The organism is Alistipes shahii WAL 8301 (assembly GCF_025145845.1).
Taxonomy (GTDB): domain Bacteria; phylum Bacteroidota; class Bacteroidia; order Bacteroidales; family Rikenellaceae; genus Alistipes; species Alistipes shahii.
Genome location: NZ_CP102253.1, coordinates 2,826,373 through 2,846,253, shown reverse-complemented (window position 1 = coordinate 2,846,253; position 19,881 = coordinate 2,826,373). Strand labels below are relative to the sequence as shown.

Sequence of the window (19,881 nt, the reverse complement as noted above, 5' to 3'; positions counted from 1 at the left end):
TCGATTTCCTACTACGATGCAAAGATAACCTTTTATTTTGAAAAGTAAGCAGATGCCTTCCGATTTTGCTCCACCTCGAAAAGGAATCGAATAATTTTAGTTGTTTTCTGACGGCATCTTATGGTTGTTGTTCGCCATTTGGGGCTTCTAAATCCTCATGAGATCGATGCATCCAAAGCCTTTTTCCGGTAAAACTCCTTGAAATTCTCCTGTCCCACTCGGCAACCGGTTGAGATCGAGGGTGCTATGCGGCAGCGGCGCCCAAACCTAGTCGCCGATGTGGCTCTGTTTTAGTTTTATTTATTAGTATGGAGCCTGTCTCTCGGCATACCGGACCAGACCACCTTGTGTTATTCTGGATGATGAGGAGGATTTTCTACTGAGTCTGGTCAGCATAAATCCGGAAACAGGTCTTACGGTAGCGGATGTTCGGAAGGCAATCTCCGTTGGACTAGGAATAGGTTAACCTAAAATTTGGATATGCCATATTAACGAGAATCAGATATGTTCTTGCGTGAACAGATCTTTTATATTACTTTTATTACGCATTTCGCAGTTACAATAACCATAGAGAGTTTTTATAGCAGTTGTTTCAGCCATGAGCGCATGCGTTGAAATGTTACAGGATCTTAATATTGAAGTATATGACGATTGGAGGGCTGAAGTCTATAGTTTATTTGGGTTTGATGAAACAGCAGGAGACAATGGAAAGTCGCATGCTGTTATGCGCCTTGCTGGCTGAAGGACTCGGTTGGGAACTGGATTTTCAGGAGAAGGACAATGTTTGGCAGGTCATGTTCGGAACGTTGAACCCTTTCCGGAAAAAATTACTGAAACTCTCTCGGGAAGCATGTTGTGCCAATATTTCTTCAATGATCGGTCCTGTCGAACCGGATCGGTTGGTCGCCATGCTGGATTCTCCGATGCTGAGTCATGTGGATGGGGAGCATGTCGAGTTTAATAGGTCTAAATATGGGCATTTGTCTGCTCCGGCCTCCCGGGAATATGGGGTGACGCAGGAGTGTGATTTAAAAAAAACTTCCATTCGACGAAAAGAGGTGAGTCCGGTAGAGGCAACGGATGTCTGTTCGGAGAATCTGAGCGCTTTTGCCGAAAAATGGGGTGATGATCTGAAGAACTTTGGCAAACGGTATATCTGGCAGTGGAAGATTCCGTCTTCGGTATATGAGATATTGAAAAAGAATCTGACCTGGATTGTAAGCGGGATTTTTGGAACACAGGGCAATATAAAAGCCACGATTAAAAGGTTGGGAAACGATCAAGCCATTCGGCTTTTTTCCCGATTGGTGGCCGTGTATTGTGCCGAGTGGTTCAAGCGAGAGTTCAATGGTTATGATTTGGAAAATAATGCGCTGGAAGATATCGGACTGATTGGACCTGGAATAGCTCAAGAGATATTTTGCCGGGCTTATGGCGAAGAAAACGTCTGCCATGCGGGCAACCATCGGAAATGGCTCTGGTCGATGTATGTGCAGGGAGGTCTTCCGGTAAACTATATCGTGCAGAAGAACCGGAATAACAACATGGTTGATACTTTGGCTGCGTATTTTGCTCCCGGGAAGCAAACATCCGAGGAGTTGTCCGGGGAGGATGATGTTTTTCGCAACCAGGTTATGGCTCAATCCGACTCGATCCGATCCTATGTGGATTGTTTGAGCGCCTTGCGTCAGGATGGGGATGTCGGCTGGCCCATCGCTGAAGCGGATCTTTCGCAGGAACCTTTCGTCTCCTTCCGGAAATTCGTATTGGAGGGCAGGCGAAAGGCCGATCAGCGACGGCGTCCGGGTAAGTTTTACCTGGAATGGCTGGCATGGAAGTCCGACGACGATGATCAGCTCGCCATGGCGTTGCTCCTGTGCCTGCATTCCAATCCCCGGACGACCCGGCCCAACAAGGATATTCCGATTGAAACGGCACGCATGTGGGGTATTCCTGATGATGAGAATCTCTTTGAGATCGTTATCAAACAAGGGCGCATGCCCTTGTTGACAATCCCGTTTTACAGGGCCGTAGGCCGCGATTATTTTTACAATGCCGGAGGCTTCTTTAAATTCATATTGGCATCCGATTACGGGCGGTATCCTGCGGCATCTCATTATGGTGTGCTGAGCGGAGAACGTCGTATCTCCTGGTTGCATCCATTGACAATCGGTTGGCGGACTTCCGAAAGAGAAGGAGACACCCTTCAAACTTTGGATCTGCCACCTTGCATCCCGTTTACGCTCGAACAACAGAATCGCTGGAGCAGTCGAAAACAGGTTGGAGAAAAAGCTCTGTTTGTATTGGATCGGATGAAATTCAAGGTCGAAGCAGGCATGCCTGAAACTGCTGTCTGTGGGGAGAGCTTGTGGATTCCGGTTTATTCGCGCATTGAATACAGTTATGGAGGTAAAAAATTAGCGATCCTGCCTTATGTGGCGGGAACGCTTTATGTGGAGCCGCAGGAGCAACTTTTCTCAAATGCGGTCCGTTACCGGAATGGAAAGGTTGAATACCGAGACAAGGACGATGTTGTTCATCCTGCTTTTTTGATCAAACCATCCACAACGTTCACGGGGTATATCGAAGATGGGACCGAGGCAATCCGTGTCAGAAAAAATCTGAAATGGAATTCTGCCGGGCAACTCGGCTTTTGTGAGGTTGTTGTATCGGATGAAGCCACCGGGAAAAAAGTCTCCGTTTCATGCTTTATCATCCCAAACGATGCAACGCTTGAACGGGATCTGCAACTTTATCGGATTTGCTCTTCCGGTTTGAATGCCGAGATATTGCCGGTCAATAGTAACGAGCAGTCCGATACGGTCCCTTATGCCATTCGGAGTGGCAATGATTCGTTGATGCTTGAGGTTTATCGTCCCATACGTGATAAGGGCTCCATTTTCATTCGGAATACGGATGAGTTAATACCGATAACAATTAGAAATATTCCGTTGAAGTTCTATTCTTATTTTCAGTTGCGAAGCATTGATGAGACCCAATGCACCCGAGTAGAATTAATTCAAAAGTTAGGAATCAAATCGGTCCGAGATGCTGTATACCGGGATTTGTACGGATTGAATACTCACAATACCGTATCGTTTCTGGGGTTTAATTTTATGCCATATTCCTCCAATGTTATTGAAAACAACCGGCAGGGGTATTTCATCAATCTCGACGGCGATCGTCTGAAATCCTGCAGATTCCTGTTCTACGAGTTTGCGAATGGAAAGATAGTCGGTGTACAGTTTGTCGAGCAGGATGGTAAAACGGAGTTACACTTTGATTCACCGAACGAAGGTATGCTGTTTCAAACGTTGGCCGAATTGGATGCGCTTCCTCTGTATTATTTCAGACCCAGGTATGTTCCCTCATCCTCTCAATCTAATGAGGCTGCCCTCGATTCTAAAAAGCGAAGATTTCGCCGGTACAAACGTATTTGCCGGTATGCTCATCAACCGGATTGGGACGGTGGGGTTCGCGACTTCCGCTTGGCGATTGTGCATTCTCTCTACTTCAATGTCTTCGATCGGCTGTGCGCTTTGACCTGGACGAGCAAAGATGATTTCCGAGCCGATTGTTACAAATGTCGGTTATGCGATGTCCGCAAGCAAGGATTACATTCTGTTTCCTTCCGGTTTGCTCAATTTTTCGTATCTTTATGTGTCCAATCCGAACAGGTCGATTATCAAGCCTTGTACCAACTCTCGTCCGAGATGGTGTTCGACTGGTGGGCTGTTTCGCGTTCCACCTGGCTGGAGGTGATTCGTTTGTCGACTCGGGATGAGGAGCAGCGAGCCCGGTTCAGGTCGGCGGTTCAGGAACTGCTGGAGAGCAAACCGGACGATGGTACGATGGAACCGGATAAAAAACGCATTGTCACTGAATTCTGGCGGCTTCCGATGCAGTTTCGGCGTAGCAAACTGTCTGTCAATCGCGTTGCACAATGCCTGCGGGGAGATGCGAAGGATGCTAATATGGATATGGGACACGAGCAAAGATCAGGTCGCATGAGCGATTTTGATCGGATTGATTATGCTGCTCTGTATCAGTTGTTGTGTGAAATAAAAGGATAAACAATATATGAAATTCAAGGAATTATATGAACAAGCATGCCGGGAGGTTGTAGAATCGGTTGCCTCTTATTGGCAGGGAGATGATCCTACACGTCGGGATGATCCCTATCTGGGTGACTTCAAGCAGACTATCCGGAAAACATTCTGTCCCGATGATTGTTATCCGGTGGTTCAGTCCATGTTCCCCTGGGAGGTCAGTACGGCGTCGCAGCAGGAGATCGATCATCTGGTTGCCTGGACTGCCACGTATAAGCCGTATGCGCATCAATTCGCAAGCTGGAAGGCTCTCGAACAGGGTAAATCCATCTGTGTGACGACTGGTACGGGCTCCGGTAAAACAGAATGTTTCATGTTGCCGGTCATCCACAATGCCGTTCCGGGAAATGGCGTACAGGCTATTTTCCTCTATCCGTTAAATGCCCTGGCCGAGGATCAGAAGACCCGCTTTAGCAAGTATATCGAGGTAAGCGGTCGGAATCTGCATTTTGCAACCTACAACGGGAATACGCCCGAAAATGACCAGGACGACAATTACGTCGTTCCGCTCAAGCATGAGATCAATACCCGGCAGGCGATTCGGGAAACACCGCCTGAAATTCTGGTCACCAATCCGACCATGTTGGAATACATGCTTTTGCGGGATAAGGACCGGTCAGTTCTTATTGCGGCAAGGAATCTGCGTTGGATTGTTATTGATGAGACCCATACGTTCAAGGGGGCTGCGGCGGCAGAGCTGGCGTTGTTGCTCCGCCGGGTTCTGCTTGCCGCCGGGGTATCGCCGGATCAGGTGCAGTTTGTCACCTCGTCGGCTACGACAGGTTCGGGAAACGATGCCGATCTTAAGAAATTCATTGCGGGTATTTCGGGGAAACAGGCAGATCAAATTGAAATAATCTCCGGCAAGCGTGTTTGTCCGTCTAATTGGTGCGTATCGGATCACCCTCTTCTGTCCGAGGCCCGACAGCGCGAGATCCGGGATATCCTGCTCCGCCCGGAATCGGAATATGTCCCGCTGAACGGACTTATACCCGAAGGCAAGACAATCGCTGAGAAGCTTGGCTTATTGGACGATTTGTGTGAATATTGTCATCTGCCGGTTAAAGTACACTACTTTTTCCGCACCCTCTCCGAAGGCTTGAGCGTGCGCCTCAATAAGATTCATGACGGGCGTTTTGAACTGTTTGCCCAACAGCAGGACGATGATGCGGATTTCCCGCTGCTGGAGCTGGTCCGTTGCCCCTATTGCGGGACCTTGCTCGCCAAAGCATCGGGGACGATCCAAAAACAACATTATGAACCGGCACGGAAGGAAGATCATCTCGATATTTTCGAGATGACGGATGATGACTCGGATACAGATGATGATGGTGACGACAAGAATGATGCAGTTGCCGACGACGATAATTCCACATCAACCAATACGCTCTATTTCTGTCCGGGTCAGGAATACGAGGTGACAGCCGGGCATGCATTCAGCTACAATCCGCAACGCGGAACGTTGAATTGTTCGGGAGGAGACGTCTGCCCGCACTGTCACGGCTCGTTTCTGAAAGGGGCCCGTCGGGGCAATGATCAGACCGCTCCGCGGAAACCGATAGAACTCAAGTCATTCCGTATCTCGTCCCAATATCTGAGCCGCATTCTGGCTCCGGTGTTTCTGGACCAGACTGAGTCTCAGAGCGAACCGGGACTGCCTCATGCCGGGCAGCAGTTTATCAGTTTTATCGACAGCCGTCAGGCTGCAGCCCGTATCACGCTCAAACAATCGGTTTACGTCGAACGTCAGTGGCTTCTGAATCGGATATTCCATCTCCTTTCCAGTCAGCCCGACCAGCCGATTGGATGGAGTGAGATGTGTGACCGGCTGGAGCAGGATCCGGATTTCAATTTTTTGTTGCAGCAGTTTGCCGACTCTCCGGATGATTACGATGACCAGGGCCGGATTCTGGATGTGGTCAAGCATCGCTATGTGCTGACGCTGATGTATGAACAGCTGGCCCGACGTCCCAGGGTGGCCAATGCGCCCGAAACTCTCGGTTTGGTATGGATGCGCTATCCGGCAATAGACAATGGCGATCTGACATTGCCTGACGAAGTCGTACGGTTTAACGATCTTATTCTTCGCCCCCAGGACCGGATCAACCCGGAAGACTGGCGGATTCTGCTGCACATGTATCTGGATTGCACCGTCCGCAGCCGTAATGCCGTCTTTTATCTGCGGGACCGGGCCGAAGGCGATGTCAATCATCCCTGGCACACCATCAGTCTGGAAACCTGCCGGCGGTTTTATTCGCAGCAAAATACAGCTGGCGAGGTGCAGGAGCCGACTTTCGGCAACAATCGTTGGACCAAACTGCTTTGCTGTCTGCTTGGCTCGACTCCGTCGCAGATGGCCGAATCGCGGAAAGTGCTGGTGGAAGGTGTCCTGCATGCCATGTGGACTACGTTGCAGAAGAGAAATCTGCTGGCCTTAGGGAAAATCTATGATAATGGATGGAAATCCAGTCAAAAAACTCAGTTGAATCTGGCTCAGGTGGAACTTCAGCTTTACCGCAAAGCCTGGTTGTGCCCCGTGACCCACCGTCCGCTGCCCTATACGTTTAAGGGATACTCTCCCTATCTGGACGAGAATCGTCAACCTTGCAAGGTTGAGCCGCTCGATGCGGAGGAGTGGATTCCGTATGATTTTTCGTGCACGACGGTCGAGGAGGTTCAGACGTGGTGTCAGGCCCATCGGCATGTGCTCAACGCCGTATCCCGTCAAACGGCAAAATACTATTTGAAGCCGAAAATTTATGTTTCGGCGGAACATACGGCCCAGATCAGGAGGAGGTTGCTGGATATCTATCAGCAGGAGTTCAAAAAACACAGAATCAATATTCTGACCTGTTCGACAACCATGGAGATGGGAGTCGATCTGGGCGATCTGGAATTGGTTGAGATGAACTCCGTGCCGCCCCATCCGGCCAATTACAAGCAGCGGGCAGGTCGAAGCGGACGAAAGGGGCAGTATCACAGTGCAGCCATAACGCTGTGCGGCAGTGATGCCGTGGGGTTACGTACCATGCAGAATCCCTGTCAGAATCTCATTGCCCGCCCGTTTGACATTCCGAAAGTGGATCTGAACAGTCCGCAACTGGTAAAACGACATATCGCGGCTTTCATGATCCGATCCGTAGGAGATAGAGGCAATGCTCCCCGATTGAATGATCGAATCATTGACTTTTTCACGCCATACATGTTTGATGATGATCGGGAAAGAGAGATCGTCGATTCCGATTTTAATTCGGTCGGTCCGGCCCGGGGGCTTTGCCTTGATTCTGATGAGACCTCCTTTTTTACGTTGAGGAGTCAGCTCATATCGGGCAAAGGGCTTCCTGCTCAACAAATCCTGTCATCGCTGGTTGCGGGAACTGCCTTGTCAGAGATGACAGTGGCAGAGGCCGCTCAAATTACGGTGAGCATGCTTGATCACGCTTATCTGGAGTTGAAAGATCGATTCGAGTATCTCAAGGATGAGTATACCCGAAAGGAACATTCGTCCAATCAGTATCGTGCCCGGTTGAAAGCAACTTTTGTAGCCCTGCTTAAAACCAATCTGGCGCAATATCTGGCGACACATCAGGTGACCCCCAATGCCGCCATGCCGGTTAATGTGGTGGAATTCAGTACCAAGTCGGATTATAAGGATCAGGATAACCCCTCCTATATGCTTCGGCAGGCTTTGTCGCAATACGCGCCGGGAAGTGTCGTCGTTCTGGGGAATAAATGTTATGTATCGGGCGGATTGCGATGGAGTAATATGTATAGGCAGCAGACGGACTTTGTCTTTATTACGCAGAACAATGACGGGCAGATCTTTCTGGATGGAACGCCCGGAGTCCGTCCTTTTGTAGTCAACGGAAAAACCTCGCTGAACATGATTCGTCCGCTGGCGTTCGTCAACGACGGTAGTAGCCCGACCGATCGTAATATTCGTGAATCCCCTTATTATCGTACCGAAGTTGCCCTGGTAGGGACCGAAACCTGGCCGCGACGTAACAATTCGCGATGGCTTCGGGTCCGCAGCGCTGCTGAAGATGTTACTTCCTCCATCTTGTTTTACAACGTCGGTTTGGGCTACGGATTTTGCGTCTGTCCGAGGTGTGGCAGAGCCGAGGCGGAGTTTTGTGCCGCATCACAGAATCTGGTCGATTTGCCCGATTCCTTCATGACCGGAACGCGTATAGCCCATCAATCCGTGCAGAGTGACAAGGCCTGCTCGTTTAATACCCGCCATGATGACCGATTGTTGCGGAATGTGGTGTTGGGGGATACCATTCAGACCGACTATACCGAAATCGACATCCACATTCCGGGATGGGTGCCCGACGGAACAAAGCTGCGCCATACGCTTGGCATGCTGATATGCAACGAATTGGCGGCACGAACCGGCATTAATCGGGGTGATATCGATTATCTGATCACCTCGTTCGGATCGCTGTGTGTGTATGACCAGGCCAAGGGTGGTGCCGGCTACTCCAACCGGCTTTGCATGAATGGACTGATTTATGAGGTATTAGATCATATTCGCGCATCGATTCAGACAATGACTTCGGACATGCTGATTGACCGCTATACCCGTAATAACAGCGACAAGATCGATCTGGCGGCAACCAGGAGATGGTTGGATGAAGAATATGAGATGTGTGAAACACTTCCAGCCGCTATCCAGGCGCTTTCTCAGCGGGCTCAGATTTCGTTTACCTTGAAATCGGATATTCTTCGGGCCTTGTCCGATGGAAAGTCGGTTACGCTCTATGCCGCGGCTGACTCCGTCGGACAATATGACGACTTTTTAGCTGTCAATCGATCCCTGTGGTACAAAAACTGTACGCCGGCAAATACATCTCTGTGTTTGTATGGAACAGCGAAGGCCATCGATTTCCCAACTTATCTGATCCTGATTCGTTGTCAGGCGAGTGCCTCGTTGCTTCAGATGCAGGCAGTGCCCTATTCGGATGTATGGCCCGTGGCTGCCATCGGAGATGATCTGTATGTGACGGAAGATGCAGCAGCCGCCCGTCTGGATGGGAACTGGGGCGGGGATGCCTGTTACCGGCTTCCGGGAATGGCTGCTGCGCTGCAGTCCACCAGCCTGGAACCTGGAAATCCCAACGCTGGCAACAGTTGGAAGTTTGTGATTCCGTCCAGGACGGAGATTCCGGTCCGGCAGCTCTGCGATACGGTCTGCGGCATCGAGCCCGAATGCCAAAAAGCCATCACGTCTTTTATGGAGCGGCATCGGAGGCAAAGCGTACGTTTTGTCTATCAGGACGAACATCTGAAATCGGAACTTGGCATGCTGCTCACGGTACAGTTCGTCAAGCGGATTGTTGAGATTCTTCAACCATCAGACATTCAGCTCTGCTTCGAGATGGAAAAATATTGGGACGGACGAACCAATAACGCAAGAATTACCGACAATCTGCAGGATAACCGAACCCGTGATGGAGTGCTGCAGGGTTTCTGCGATCGCGTATTTGGACAGGGAATAGATCTTCATATTAACTCGAACTCCCCAAAGGCCCTTCCTCACTGGCGGGAACTGAAGGTTGAGGCCGGAGGAGAATGCCTGGTATTTTATCCAAATGGAGGTATTCCCAACGGTTGGTTCCTGGGACGCAATGGGAGATATGTGAATGCAGTTGACGGAACGGAAGGTGATATAAATATCTCATCAAAGGATCAAACGATTATGTATGATGTGGAGATAAAGAGCCTTTGACGGATTCGGATAGACCGGGTCATGCGATCCAATATTTGCGTCAGGTTGATTTGTTTCGAAAAGTCCGGTCCTGTTCCGAGGAGTTGGTTTTCGGGATCTCTATTTTAGGGTTTAAGATTTCAAATATGGCAGCATCGCTCTTCAACCGTTATATCTGGCTGGTGGATACGATTTACCGTGCGGGGGCCATCTCCCGTGAGGAGATCGACCGCCGCTGGGCCCGCTCGCAGTACAACGATCTGCACGAATCCGGCATCCCCGACCGTACGTTCCATCGCCACAAGGAGGCGATCCGCGAGATCTTCGACATCGAGATCCGCTGTGACCGCCACCGCGGAAACCTCTATTACATAGCCAATACCGAGGACTTCGAACAGGACAGCATGCGGCAGTGGCTGATCGGTACCTTCTCGGTCGGGACGCTGCTCAACGAAAGCCGCGATCTGCATGATCGGATTCTCTTCGAGGAGATCCCTTCGGGACAGCAGTATCTCGTTCCCATCGTTGAGGCCATGCGTGAAGGTCGGACGCTGGAGATCCGTTACTGGAGCTTTCGCAATGCGGCAGCCTTCGATTGTGAATTGGAACCATTCTGTGTCAAACTGTTCCGCTAGCGGTGGTATCTCGTGGCTCGCAGCGTGCAGACCCTCAATATTCGCATCTACGGACTGGACCGTATTCAATCGCTCGAAACAACCGAACGCCACTTCCTGCTTCCGGCTGATTTTGATGCCCGGGAGTTTTTCGCCTCGTGTTTCGGCATCATTGTCGACCTGCAGTGTCCTGTTGAGCGGGTTCTCGTCCGCGCCACCAGCGAGCAGAGCAACTATCTGCGCACGCTTCCACTGCATGCAACACAACAGGAGATCAAGCGCAACGAAAAGGAGTCCGTTTTCGCATATCGTCTGCGTCCGACCTTCGACTTCATGCAAGAGTTACGCAAATACGCTGATGCGGTTGAGGTGCTCGAACCGCAGTGGCTCCGCGAGCGGATCCTCACCGATGCCTTATCCGTGTGTCGTCTTTACGGAGCCGCAGATGGAACTGCTGCCTCCGGAGTCACAGCCGACGGGGAGTCAGTCGGGATGCACGACCGTTACTCTGAAGGCGGCCGTCTCTGAAATCCCTTTCCACAAGAATCTTTTCAGAGATAGGCAATTCTGCCGTTTTTTGGCACGATCTGTTCCGATCTTTGCTGCGAACAAACGAGGAGCATCTATGGAACGGGTTACGGAAACGAAATTGAGTCTGGAGGCACTGCGGCAGATGAAGTCGCATGGCCGCACGGCTTCGCCGACTCTGATCGGCGCCATTGAACAGATTGTCAATCGGGCGATCGAGACCCATCTCGACGAACCGTTTTACAGCGAAGCAGCCCCTTTCCTGGATTACCTGGGCAACCGCATGGCGCTCGATTGTGAGCAGGCGCTGGTTTTCGCCCTCTTCATGGAGCAGAGTACCGACAACCGGATTCAGATCAGCGATTTTGCCCGTATGGTCGGATGCCGTACGGTTCGTGTCATCTCGATGATGGCTGCAGCTGACGAGTTAGTCAAGCGGCGATTGATTCGGCGTGTCCGCAAGGAGGATTGCCTCTTCTATTCGGTGCCGATGGCCGTGGTGACGGCCGTGAAGGAGGACCGCCTCTACGAACCCGAACCGATCGACCATCTTACCAGCGAGCAGCTTTTCGACCGGATGGGCCAGATCTTTGACGAGGCAGAGGAGGACAACAGCCACCTGCTCGAGGATCTGGACGAATTGGTCGAGGCCAACCTGCAGTTGCCCTTCTGTCAGCAGACCCGTGCGTATGATTTGAACAAAGTTGAGCGGCTGCTGTTCTATGTTTTCTGCCACCGCTTTGTGAATCTGGACGACGATCTGATCGGATCGCACAACTGGTTGGAATATTTCAACCGCCGTGTCGCCTTCGGTCTCAAGTCCCAACTGAACGCCGACCGTCTCTCGCTGCAGACGCAGGGGGTGATCGAACCCTGTAACGAGGAGGGGATGGGCGACCGTCGCTACTACCATCTGACGGCTCGGGCCAAGGAGCTGCTCTTCGGTGATCTGTGTCTGGTTGAACAGCAGGCCAAGCGCCCGAACGATCTGCTCGACAGTGCGACGCTTGCGCCTCGCGAACTCTTCTACAATCCATCGGTCGAACGGCAGGTCGACCGGCTGGATGAACTCCTTTTGCCCGAGCATTTCACCGGGATTCAGCAGCGGTTGGAAGCCGGCGGTCTGCGCAAGGGCTTTGCGTGCCTCTTCTACGGAGCCCCCGGAACGGGCAAGACCGAGACGGTCTACCAGCTGGCCCGCCGTACGGGACGCAACCTGATGGTTGTCGACGTGGCGCAGATCAAGAGCTGCTGGGTCGGCGAGAGCGAGAAGAACATTCGCAAGGCTTTCGAACGTTACCGCGCATACGTCAAGGAGGCGGAGCGGGCGCCGATTCTGCTCTTCAACGAGGCGGATGCCGTGCTGGGAATTCGGCAGGAGGGGGCCAGTCGGGCTGTGGAGAAGATGGAGAATTCGTTGCAGAACATCATCCTGCAGGAGATGGAGCAGTTGGACGGCATCATGATCGCCACGACCAACCTGACGCAGAATCTCGACCGGGCCTTCGAGCGGCGTTTCCTCTACAAGATCGAGTTCGAACGTCCTGATGCGGCGGTGAAGAGCCGGATCTGGCGGTCGATGATCCCGACGCTCGACGAGCGGACAGCCGCCACATTGGCCGAACGATACGACTTCAGTGGCGGGCAGATCGAGAACATCGCCCGTAAACGGACCGTGGAGATGATTCTCCGTGGTGTGGAGCCTACGATGGAGGAGTTGGATGAATTTTGTCGGAACGAGCAACTCGGCAACCGGGCGAAGCGGCGCCGCATCGGTTTCTGATCAGCAAAAACAGCCTTCCAGAGTTGTGCAATCATAAAATATTAGTAATTTTATATTGGTTAAAATAAAATAGTTTGTATATGGCACAGAATCAGAATCAGGCTTCGGTGAAAACTTTGCAAGACTCACCGTTGTTTCAGTTGTCGTTGACCTCGAAGGAGTTGTTTCACAGCAACTTCCTTTACTGGCTGGGTGTTACTTATCGGGACTTGTTCAAGGAGACGTTTTCAAATTTGGGTTGTCGGACGGCTGCATGGCCGGAAGACTGGACGGTGGAAAGGGAGTACAAGGCTGCCAAATCGATCAGTCTGGATCTTTGTGTGAAGGGACCGGGGAAAAATGGAAAAATATACCTGATTCTCGAAAACAAGGTGAAGAGTATTCCGAATCAACAGCAGTTGAATAGGTATACGTCATATTGGGAACGAGATAACGAAAAACCTTGTTTTGTTCTGTTGTCTTTGATGACGAACTTCCCCAATAAGGATCAGATCGACGCGAATAGCGACGGAAAGTGGATCGTTTGGAATTACGGGGATTTGGCTGCCGCTCTCGACAAAGCCTTGACGTCTTATGTGTCCAGTGTGTCCAGAGTTTCGACCTATCATGAAGAGATCATCAAAGATTATATTCAATTGGCCAAGGGTTTGCATGGGCTGTTCGGAAATTTGACGGTCAATGATAATGACCGATATTGTGATAATGTGTCGCAAGTATATGCCAATTTGCGGATGGATGACGTGTATGAAAAGATTCGGGTCTCATTAATCGCGGAAAAATTGCGGAATCGATTGAAAAAAGAGTTCCCAAATCAAACCATTGATATCAAATCAGAATTAAAGATCGAAGAAATCGGAGAGTCGAATGAGAAACCTTTGACCAAGGTATATGTGGATAGTGGCTACACCAATAAACAGGGCGTTGTTGACGCCAAGGTGAAGATCGACAACCGGTATGTGCTGACGGTACAGATTCAGGGGGAACAATATCGTCATGCCATTGAATGGCTTCAAAGCCAAGGGAATGCTTCTAAGAATTGGACTGCTACCCAGAAAGAATATTTTGTATGTCAGAAACTCAATTTCTTCGATGTAACAAAATTCCCATATCCACAAAAGAGTACAAGATCGAATGGTTTGTATGGTAAATTCAAAGATGACTTTCTGTATCGTTACCGGAAGATCAAAGATAATGAGACAGTGGACAACGTGTTGAATGAGGTTGTCAATGATGTCTGCCATATATTCGAAACCTACGGTCAGCATTGACAACCCAATCGGTTCATGCGTGATGAACAGGCCCTGCCGATTGGTAAGGGTCGCACGGTCGGGCCAACCCTGAACACCCGGATTTTCCATTTGACGCTAATTCTGCCAATCAGCCTATGACGATTCTCTTTCATCCCTGCTACGATACGCGCTGCCGGCTCGATCCGGCACAGCGTGGTCCGGCACTGCTCGACACGCTGACGCTCGGTCCGCTCGGCCTGCTTCAGGAGCTGGAGCTCCGTCTGGGGCTGACGGCTGCCACTACCTCGAATTTGTTGCGCACGGTCGACTATGTGAAGTTGCTGCGCGATTACCTCCCGGCGCATCCCGATTCGCCTTTTGCCCCTTCGTTTGAGGCTGATGAGTTCAATGTGGCAGCCGAACTGTTGCGATGGCGCGACCTGCTGCGGCTGGCCGGCTGGAAGGCTTCGATGCGCGGTATCTCCCCGCGAATCGATCTGCTGGCCGATCTCGAAGCCAGTCTTGCACGCCCGGCGCTGGGCGACCGCTGGCAGGCGGTGCTGGAGGAGCTTCCGAAGCACCGGCTGGCGGACTGGACGCTCGAACTGCTCGCTCCGAAACAGTTGCTGTTCCCGCTGTACGGACGCCTGATTGATCGGCTCGGAGCGTGCGGTGTTCGGATCCGTGAATCCGTGCAGCAGGCGACGCGCCCCGAACAAGTGCGGCGAATCCGGGTGCGGGACTTCGCGGAGGCCTTTCGGGGAATCCCGACCCTCGACCCGAAGCGGTGGACACTGATCTGCAACCACGGCAAACTGCTCAACAACGTGCTGCGGCTCAACGGTTGCCCGACGACCGAATCGTCGATTCGCGAGAACGACTCGTCGGTCGTGCAACTCTTCGAGGCGGGCTTTTCGCTCTTCATCCACCCGTCGGAGGAGGTGCCTGAGGCGGTCGACATCTATCGGCTGCTAAACTACCTGCAGGCCCTACCTAACCCGATTCCTGCGCGGATCAACCTGGCCCTGCAGCGGCTGCTGACCTCCGAGGCAGGAATCGATCCCGAGCGCTGGCGGGCGACCGTCGACGAAGCCCTGGCGGCCGACGACGAAGCGGACGAGGAGGCCCGCAACCGGATCCGCCGCCGCTTGGATACGTTGCTAACCCCCTTCTTCGAGGCCGTTTCGCCGCGGGCCATTCCGCTCGAGCGGCTCCAGGCGTATGCCCGTTCGCTGCGGGGATGGGCCCTGCAGTGCAGCCGTCTCGGCGACGAAGCCTCCGGTGCTCTGCCTCAACTAGCGGAGATGTGCGATGTCATGCTGGCTCTGCTGGAAACGTGTTCCGGTGATACAATCGACGGACAGCTGCTGCAGGGGTGGATCTCGTCGATCCGCATCGACGCGTCGATCCGCAACACGGAGGCACAGGTCGGTTCGTTCGACGTGGTGGAGCATCCCGCCGCACTGGTCGATCCGGTCGACCGGGCCGTCTGGGTCGACTGCATGGGGATGCCGGAGTTGCATTACGACTTTGAGTTCCTCAGCCCCGATGAGCGAATAGGTCTCGAACGGCAGGGTGTCAGGGTCTGGAGCCGTACCGAGGAGATGAAGGTTGAATTGGAACTCATCCGTCGCGGAGTAGGGCAGGTGCGTCGGGAGTTGATCCTCATTACGCCCGAATCGGACCGGGGTACGCGGATGGAGGAGCACCCGATCGTCGACGGCCTCCGAGGCGAGGAGCTGACGCCTTTCCCGGTGGAGACCGACACGGTGCCGGTTGAACTTCCGCCCCTCTGCCGGAAGATGCCTGAGTTCCGGATTGCGGTCGGGAAGATTGCGCCGCGTGAGACGGAGAGTGCCACGAGCCTCGAACTGCTGATCCAGCGGCCGTTCGACTACGTCATGAAGTATACTGCTCGGTTGCGGCCGGGCGGTGTGCGCGAACTCGACGAACTGAATCTCATCGAGGGGCGTGTGGCGCACCGCACACTAGAGTTGATCGTTCGGCAGACGGAGGGTAACCTCAATGCCATGTCGGGAATCATCGCTCGCCGGGAGGATTTCGACCGCTATTTTCTGAAGGCAGTTCGGGAGTGTGGGCTGGGGCTTCTGCTGGCCCGTCATGCCATCGAGCGCAAGGCGCTTCAGGAGCAGTTGCGCAATGCCTTGTCGGCGCTGATGCAGATTCTACTCCAATACGGCCTCCGCGTCGAGGGGGTTGAGCAGGAGGCCTCGGCGCCGTTGCTTGATGCCGGCAAACCCCAGCTCACGGTACGTGTCGACCTGCTGTTGCGCAGCCGCGCAGGGAATCCGGTGATTTTCGACCTGAAATGGTCGCGCAACGAGAAGCGATACGAAGCCATGATCCGCGAAGGGCGCGACTTGCAGCTGCGTGTTTACGACCATGCGGTGAGCAGCAACCTCGGGCGTCCGGTCGCGGTCACGGGATACTTCCTTTTGGGCCGAGGCCAGCTGCTCAGCGCTGATCTGCCCGATCTGCGGGGGTATGTCAAACAGGTCGATGCCCCGCGGACGACTGCCGAGGCCATGGTTCGCATCCGTGCCGGTTATGAGCGCCGCTACGAGGAGTTCCGCGATGGTATCATCGAGGAGGGAGAGGGGCTTCTGGTTGGGCAACTTCCCTATGTCCGGGCGAACGATCCCGAACGGCTGTGGCCGCTCCTGACGGAGAAGAACGGGGAAAGCATCATCAAGCAGATTGATCCCTACGACAACGCCTATCGAATCTTCAAAGGTACGCTGAAATGAGAAACATCCATTATATCAGTGCCGGAGCCGGCTCGGGCAAGACCCATACGCTGACCGAGATCCTGGCGGACCATATTGCCTCGGGATTCTGCCGTCCGGGCGAGGTGTTGCTGACGACTTTTACAGAGGCCGCCGCCTCCGAGTTCCGGGAGAAGACCCGGCGCAAACTGCTTGAAAAGGGACTTGTGGATGCGGCGTTTGAGATGGCCGGAGCACGGATCGGAACGATCCACTCGGTGGCCAAATCACTGATCGACCGCTACTGGTACCGGCTCGGTCTGGCTCCCTCCGTGACGGTTCTCGACGACGAGGGGCGCACCCGGCATATCAACGAATCGTTGGCCGCACTGGCTACGGACGACGATCTGAGGGCTTTTAGACGACTGCAGCGCTGCTTTGGCTTCACCCGGCAGGAGGGCTTGTATCAGGTTTCGAATCCCGATTTCTGGAAACAGCATCTGGAGCGGATTCTCGCGTGGATGGACAATTACGAGGTGTCGCTCGAAGAGAGCCTCGACTATTGTCGCCGGCAGTTCGACGCATTCTTCCTCATGCATCCGGGTGATACTTCGCTGGAGGCGCAGCTGGAGCAGGTGAAGTCCTATCTTCAGGCAGTCAGCAACTCCGGAGAAACTTCCCCAACCACGCGGAACAACATTGCGCCGCTTTTGGCCCTGTCGGTCGAAGAGGAGTCCTACGTGTTCACGGTCAAGGCTCTGTCCACCGTTGGTAACCTGCCCAAGAAGTTGCAGAACAAGCCTTTTGCACCCGGATATGTGCAGGTCTGCGAGACCCTGGAGAAGAGCCTGCGGCACGTCTCCCATGGCCGCCTGTTGAAGGATTACGTGGAGCGTATTTTCCGGCTGGCCGCGGACTGGCGCCGCGACTATGCCGACTACAAACGGCGCAACCGTCTGATCGACTTCAACGATATGGAGCGTTACTCGGTGCAGCTGCTCGACCTGGAGGAGGTGGCCCGCGACATTCGCAAATCGACCCGGCTGGTGCTGGTCGACGAGTTTCAGGACTGCAGCCCGATCGAGATCCGCCTCTTCGACCGTTTGTCGGAGATCGTCGAAGAGTCGGTCTGGGTCGGCGATACGAAGCAGTCGATCTACGGCTTCCGCGGAAGCAATGCCGAAATGATTGAGACTGTCACGCAGCAGTTCTCCGAGGATGCTGCGCAGCCGAATGCTGCGGGGTGTTTCCGCACCAGCCTCCCGAAGAGTTATCGTTCGCGCGAAAAGCTGGTTCGGGCGGCCAATGCCGTCTTTACGCCGATTTTCGGCCCTGCGGCCGCTTTGGAACCCCATCACGGGGAGGAGGGCGTTGAGTCCGTTCCGCCGCTCGAACTCTGGCAGGTCGGGGGTGACTTCTTCGAGGGCGTGGCCGACGGAGTTGAGGCGCTGATTCGGCTGGGGGTGGCTCCGGGTGATATTGCGATCCTTGCCCGACGCAATGACCAGGTCGATGCGCTGGCCGGCTCGCTGCGCAACCGGGGAATCCCCGTGGCAACCGCCGAAACGGCCATCGGCGACTACCTCGAGGTGCAGCTGCTCGTGGCGTTGCTCAACTACGCGGTGTTGCACGATGATTTTTCGAAGGCTGCCATTCTTGCCCTGCTGGCCGACTGCCCGGTCGACGAGTTGCTCGAACGACGACTGGACTATCTGGCCGATCCGGGCGATAGCCGCTGGCTGGAGGAGGATGACCTCTTCCGGAAGATCGACCGGGTGATCGACCGCAACCGGCAGCAGTCGATCTCCGGCTTTGTCGAGAGCCTGATCGTGGAGCTCGATTTCGAGAACCGGATCAACCGCTGGAGCGGCCCCGAAGCGGCTCGGCGCCGTGCCCATCTGGATTCGGTGCTGGCCCTGGCCGCGGACTACGAAACACAGGCCGCACAGACCGGCGGGGCATCGCTGGGCGGCTTTGCCCGTTGCCTCGAACAGGGACAGATGACCGAGCGGCCTTTCGAGAAGGATCCCTGGGCCGTCAGCGTGCTGAGCTACCACAAATCCAAGGGGCTCGAGTGGAAGCACGTCATCCTGACCGGTCTGGAGCGGGATTATCGCAAAAGGCTTTTTGCGCAGGATCTGTTCGAGGTGCAGCTCCACCGCGCGGCCGATTCGGACGGCGGGGATGCCCGTCGGCTCATTTCGCTCTTTCCGAACCTCTTCGGAGCGTCGAGCGTGCCCCGGTGCCTCGAAGATCAGCTGCGCGAACTGCTGCACTACGAAGCTGCCGATCGTCGGGTCGGTCGGGAAGAGGCCCGGCTGCTCTATGTCGGCTTCACCCGGGCCCGGGATCAGCTGATTGCCGTGCAGCCGTTGAAAAGCGCGAGAAACGGAACGACGACTCCCCAGTCGCTCGAGTGGCTGATTCAGGTGGGGGCCGCAACGAACGAGCGCATGTGGCACGCCTGGAATGAGCCGATTCCGATTCGGCCGTTTGTCGGCGCGGCGGCCTCCCGCACGGCGGTGGAACCTCCGACGGCTGAACGGTATCTTCGTCCGGAGCCGCCGGTCCAAACGCCGGAACTCCGGTATCTGCAGCCGAGCCAGCTCGCCGCCGATCCGAACCGGAAGCCCGAGGTCACGCTGGTTGCCGATCGCGGGGCCCGGATCGAACTGCGGGCCGGAGCCGAGACTCCGATGGCCGAGATCGGTACGACGCTTCACAACATCCTGGCGCTCTGCAGCCCCGGATCGGAGAACGTGACCGGGCGTGCCCGACAGATACTTGGCCGGCATGGCATGGAGACGGTCGTTCCCCATCCGGAGCAGATCGGGGCCATGGCTGAATGGTTGTTCGGATGGCTAGAGCGGGAGTATGGTCCGGCTCGCAAGATCTGGCATGAGCGACCGATCCGCATGTGGTGCAACGGGCAGGAGCTGAACGGCTCGATTGATCTGGTCTGGGAGACGGACCACGGATGTGTAGTAGTCGACTTCAAGAGTTTCCCGGGCACTCGGGAGGCGGTCACCAACCCTTCGGGCGAGCACTTCGCCGGGCGTTACGCACCGCAACTGACGGCCTATCGTCGGGTGCTGGAGGCTGCCGGAGAGCAGGTGCGGGATACGCTTGTCTGCTACGTCGTGCAGGGGTGTCTGGTGCGGGTGTGAACGTCAGAAGGGAGT

8 protein-coding genes are annotated in these 19,881 nt (G+C 54.1%); all 8 read left to right on the top strand.

Annotation, left to right across the window (positions count from 1 at the left end; genetic code table 11):
- The first annotated feature begins 686 nt into the window (after positions 1-686).
- A complete protein-coding gene (locus NQ492_RS11865; protein ID WP_157359448.1) occupies positions 687-4,073 on the top strand; it encodes a hypothetical protein in 3,387 nt (1,128 codons plus the stop codon).
- Positions 4,074-4,080: 7 nt separating this feature from the next.
- Positions 4,081-9,840, top strand: coding sequence for a DEAD/DEAH box helicase (locus NQ492_RS11860; protein ID WP_015546273.1), 5,760 nt, complete (start codon positions 4,081-4,083; stop codon positions 9,838-9,840).
- 125 nt (positions 9,841-9,965) lie between these two features.
- Positions 9,966-10,454, top strand: a complete 489-nt coding sequence (locus tag NQ492_RS11855; protein ID WP_050794753.1) for a hypothetical protein — start codon at positions 9,966-9,968, stop codon at positions 10,452-10,454.
- A gap of 24 nt (positions 10,455-10,478) precedes the next feature.
- A complete protein-coding gene (locus NQ492_RS11850) occupies positions 10,479-10,961 on the top strand; it encodes a WYL domain-containing protein (protein WP_050794752.1) in 483 nt (160 codons plus the stop codon).
- Positions 10,962-11,058: 97 nt separating this feature from the next.
- Positions 11,059-12,744, top strand: coding sequence for an ATP-binding protein (locus NQ492_RS11845; RefSeq protein ID WP_015546272.1), 1,686 nt, complete (start codon positions 11,059-11,061; stop codon positions 12,742-12,744).
- A gap of 80 nt (positions 12,745-12,824) precedes the next feature.
- Positions 12,825-14,012, top strand: a complete 1,188-nt coding sequence (locus NQ492_RS11840) for a PD-(D/E)XK nuclease family protein (protein ID WP_015546271.1) — start codon at positions 12,825-12,827, stop codon at positions 14,010-14,012.
- A gap of 116 nt (positions 14,013-14,128) precedes the next feature.
- A complete protein-coding gene (locus tag NQ492_RS11835; protein WP_015546270.1) occupies positions 14,129-16,741 on the top strand; it encodes a PD-(D/E)XK nuclease family protein in 2,613 nt (870 codons plus the stop codon).
- Entirely contained in the window at positions 16,738-19,866 is a 3,129-nt protein-coding gene (locus NQ492_RS11830; RefSeq protein ID WP_015546269.1) for a UvrD-helicase domain-containing protein, read from the top strand. The genes NQ492_RS11835 and NQ492_RS11830 overlap by 4 nt, the downstream gene beginning before the upstream one ends.
- Positions 19,867-19,881: the final 15 nt, after the last annotated feature.

What these genes read in the sequence shown, in the direction of transcription:
- NQ492_RS11840 (WP_015546271.1), top strand. Translation starts at nt 12,825, where the DNA reads ATGGCACAGAATCAGAATCAGGCTTCGGTGAAAACTTTGCAAGACTCA.
- NQ492_RS11830 (WP_015546269.1), top strand. Translation starts at nt 16,738, where the DNA reads ATGAGAAACATCCATTATATCAGTGCCGGAGCCGGCTCGGGCAAGACC.
- NQ492_RS11860 (WP_015546273.1), top strand. Translation starts at nt 4,081, where the DNA reads ATGAAATTCAAGGAATTATATGAACAAGCATGCCGGGAGGTTGTAGAA.
- NQ492_RS11845 (WP_015546272.1), top strand. Translation starts at nt 11,059, where the DNA reads ATGGAACGGGTTACGGAAACGAAATTGAGTCTGGAGGCACTGCGGCAG.
- NQ492_RS11865 (WP_157359448.1), top strand. Translation starts at nt 687, where the DNA reads ATGAAACAGCAGGAGACAATGGAAAGTCGCATGCTGTTATGCGCCTTG.
- NQ492_RS11855 (WP_050794753.1), top strand. Translation starts at nt 9,966, where the DNA reads ATGGCAGCATCGCTCTTCAACCGTTATATCTGGCTGGTGGATACGATT.
- NQ492_RS11835 (WP_015546270.1), top strand. Translation starts at nt 14,129, where the DNA reads ATGACGATTCTCTTTCATCCCTGCTACGATACGCGCTGCCGGCTCGAT.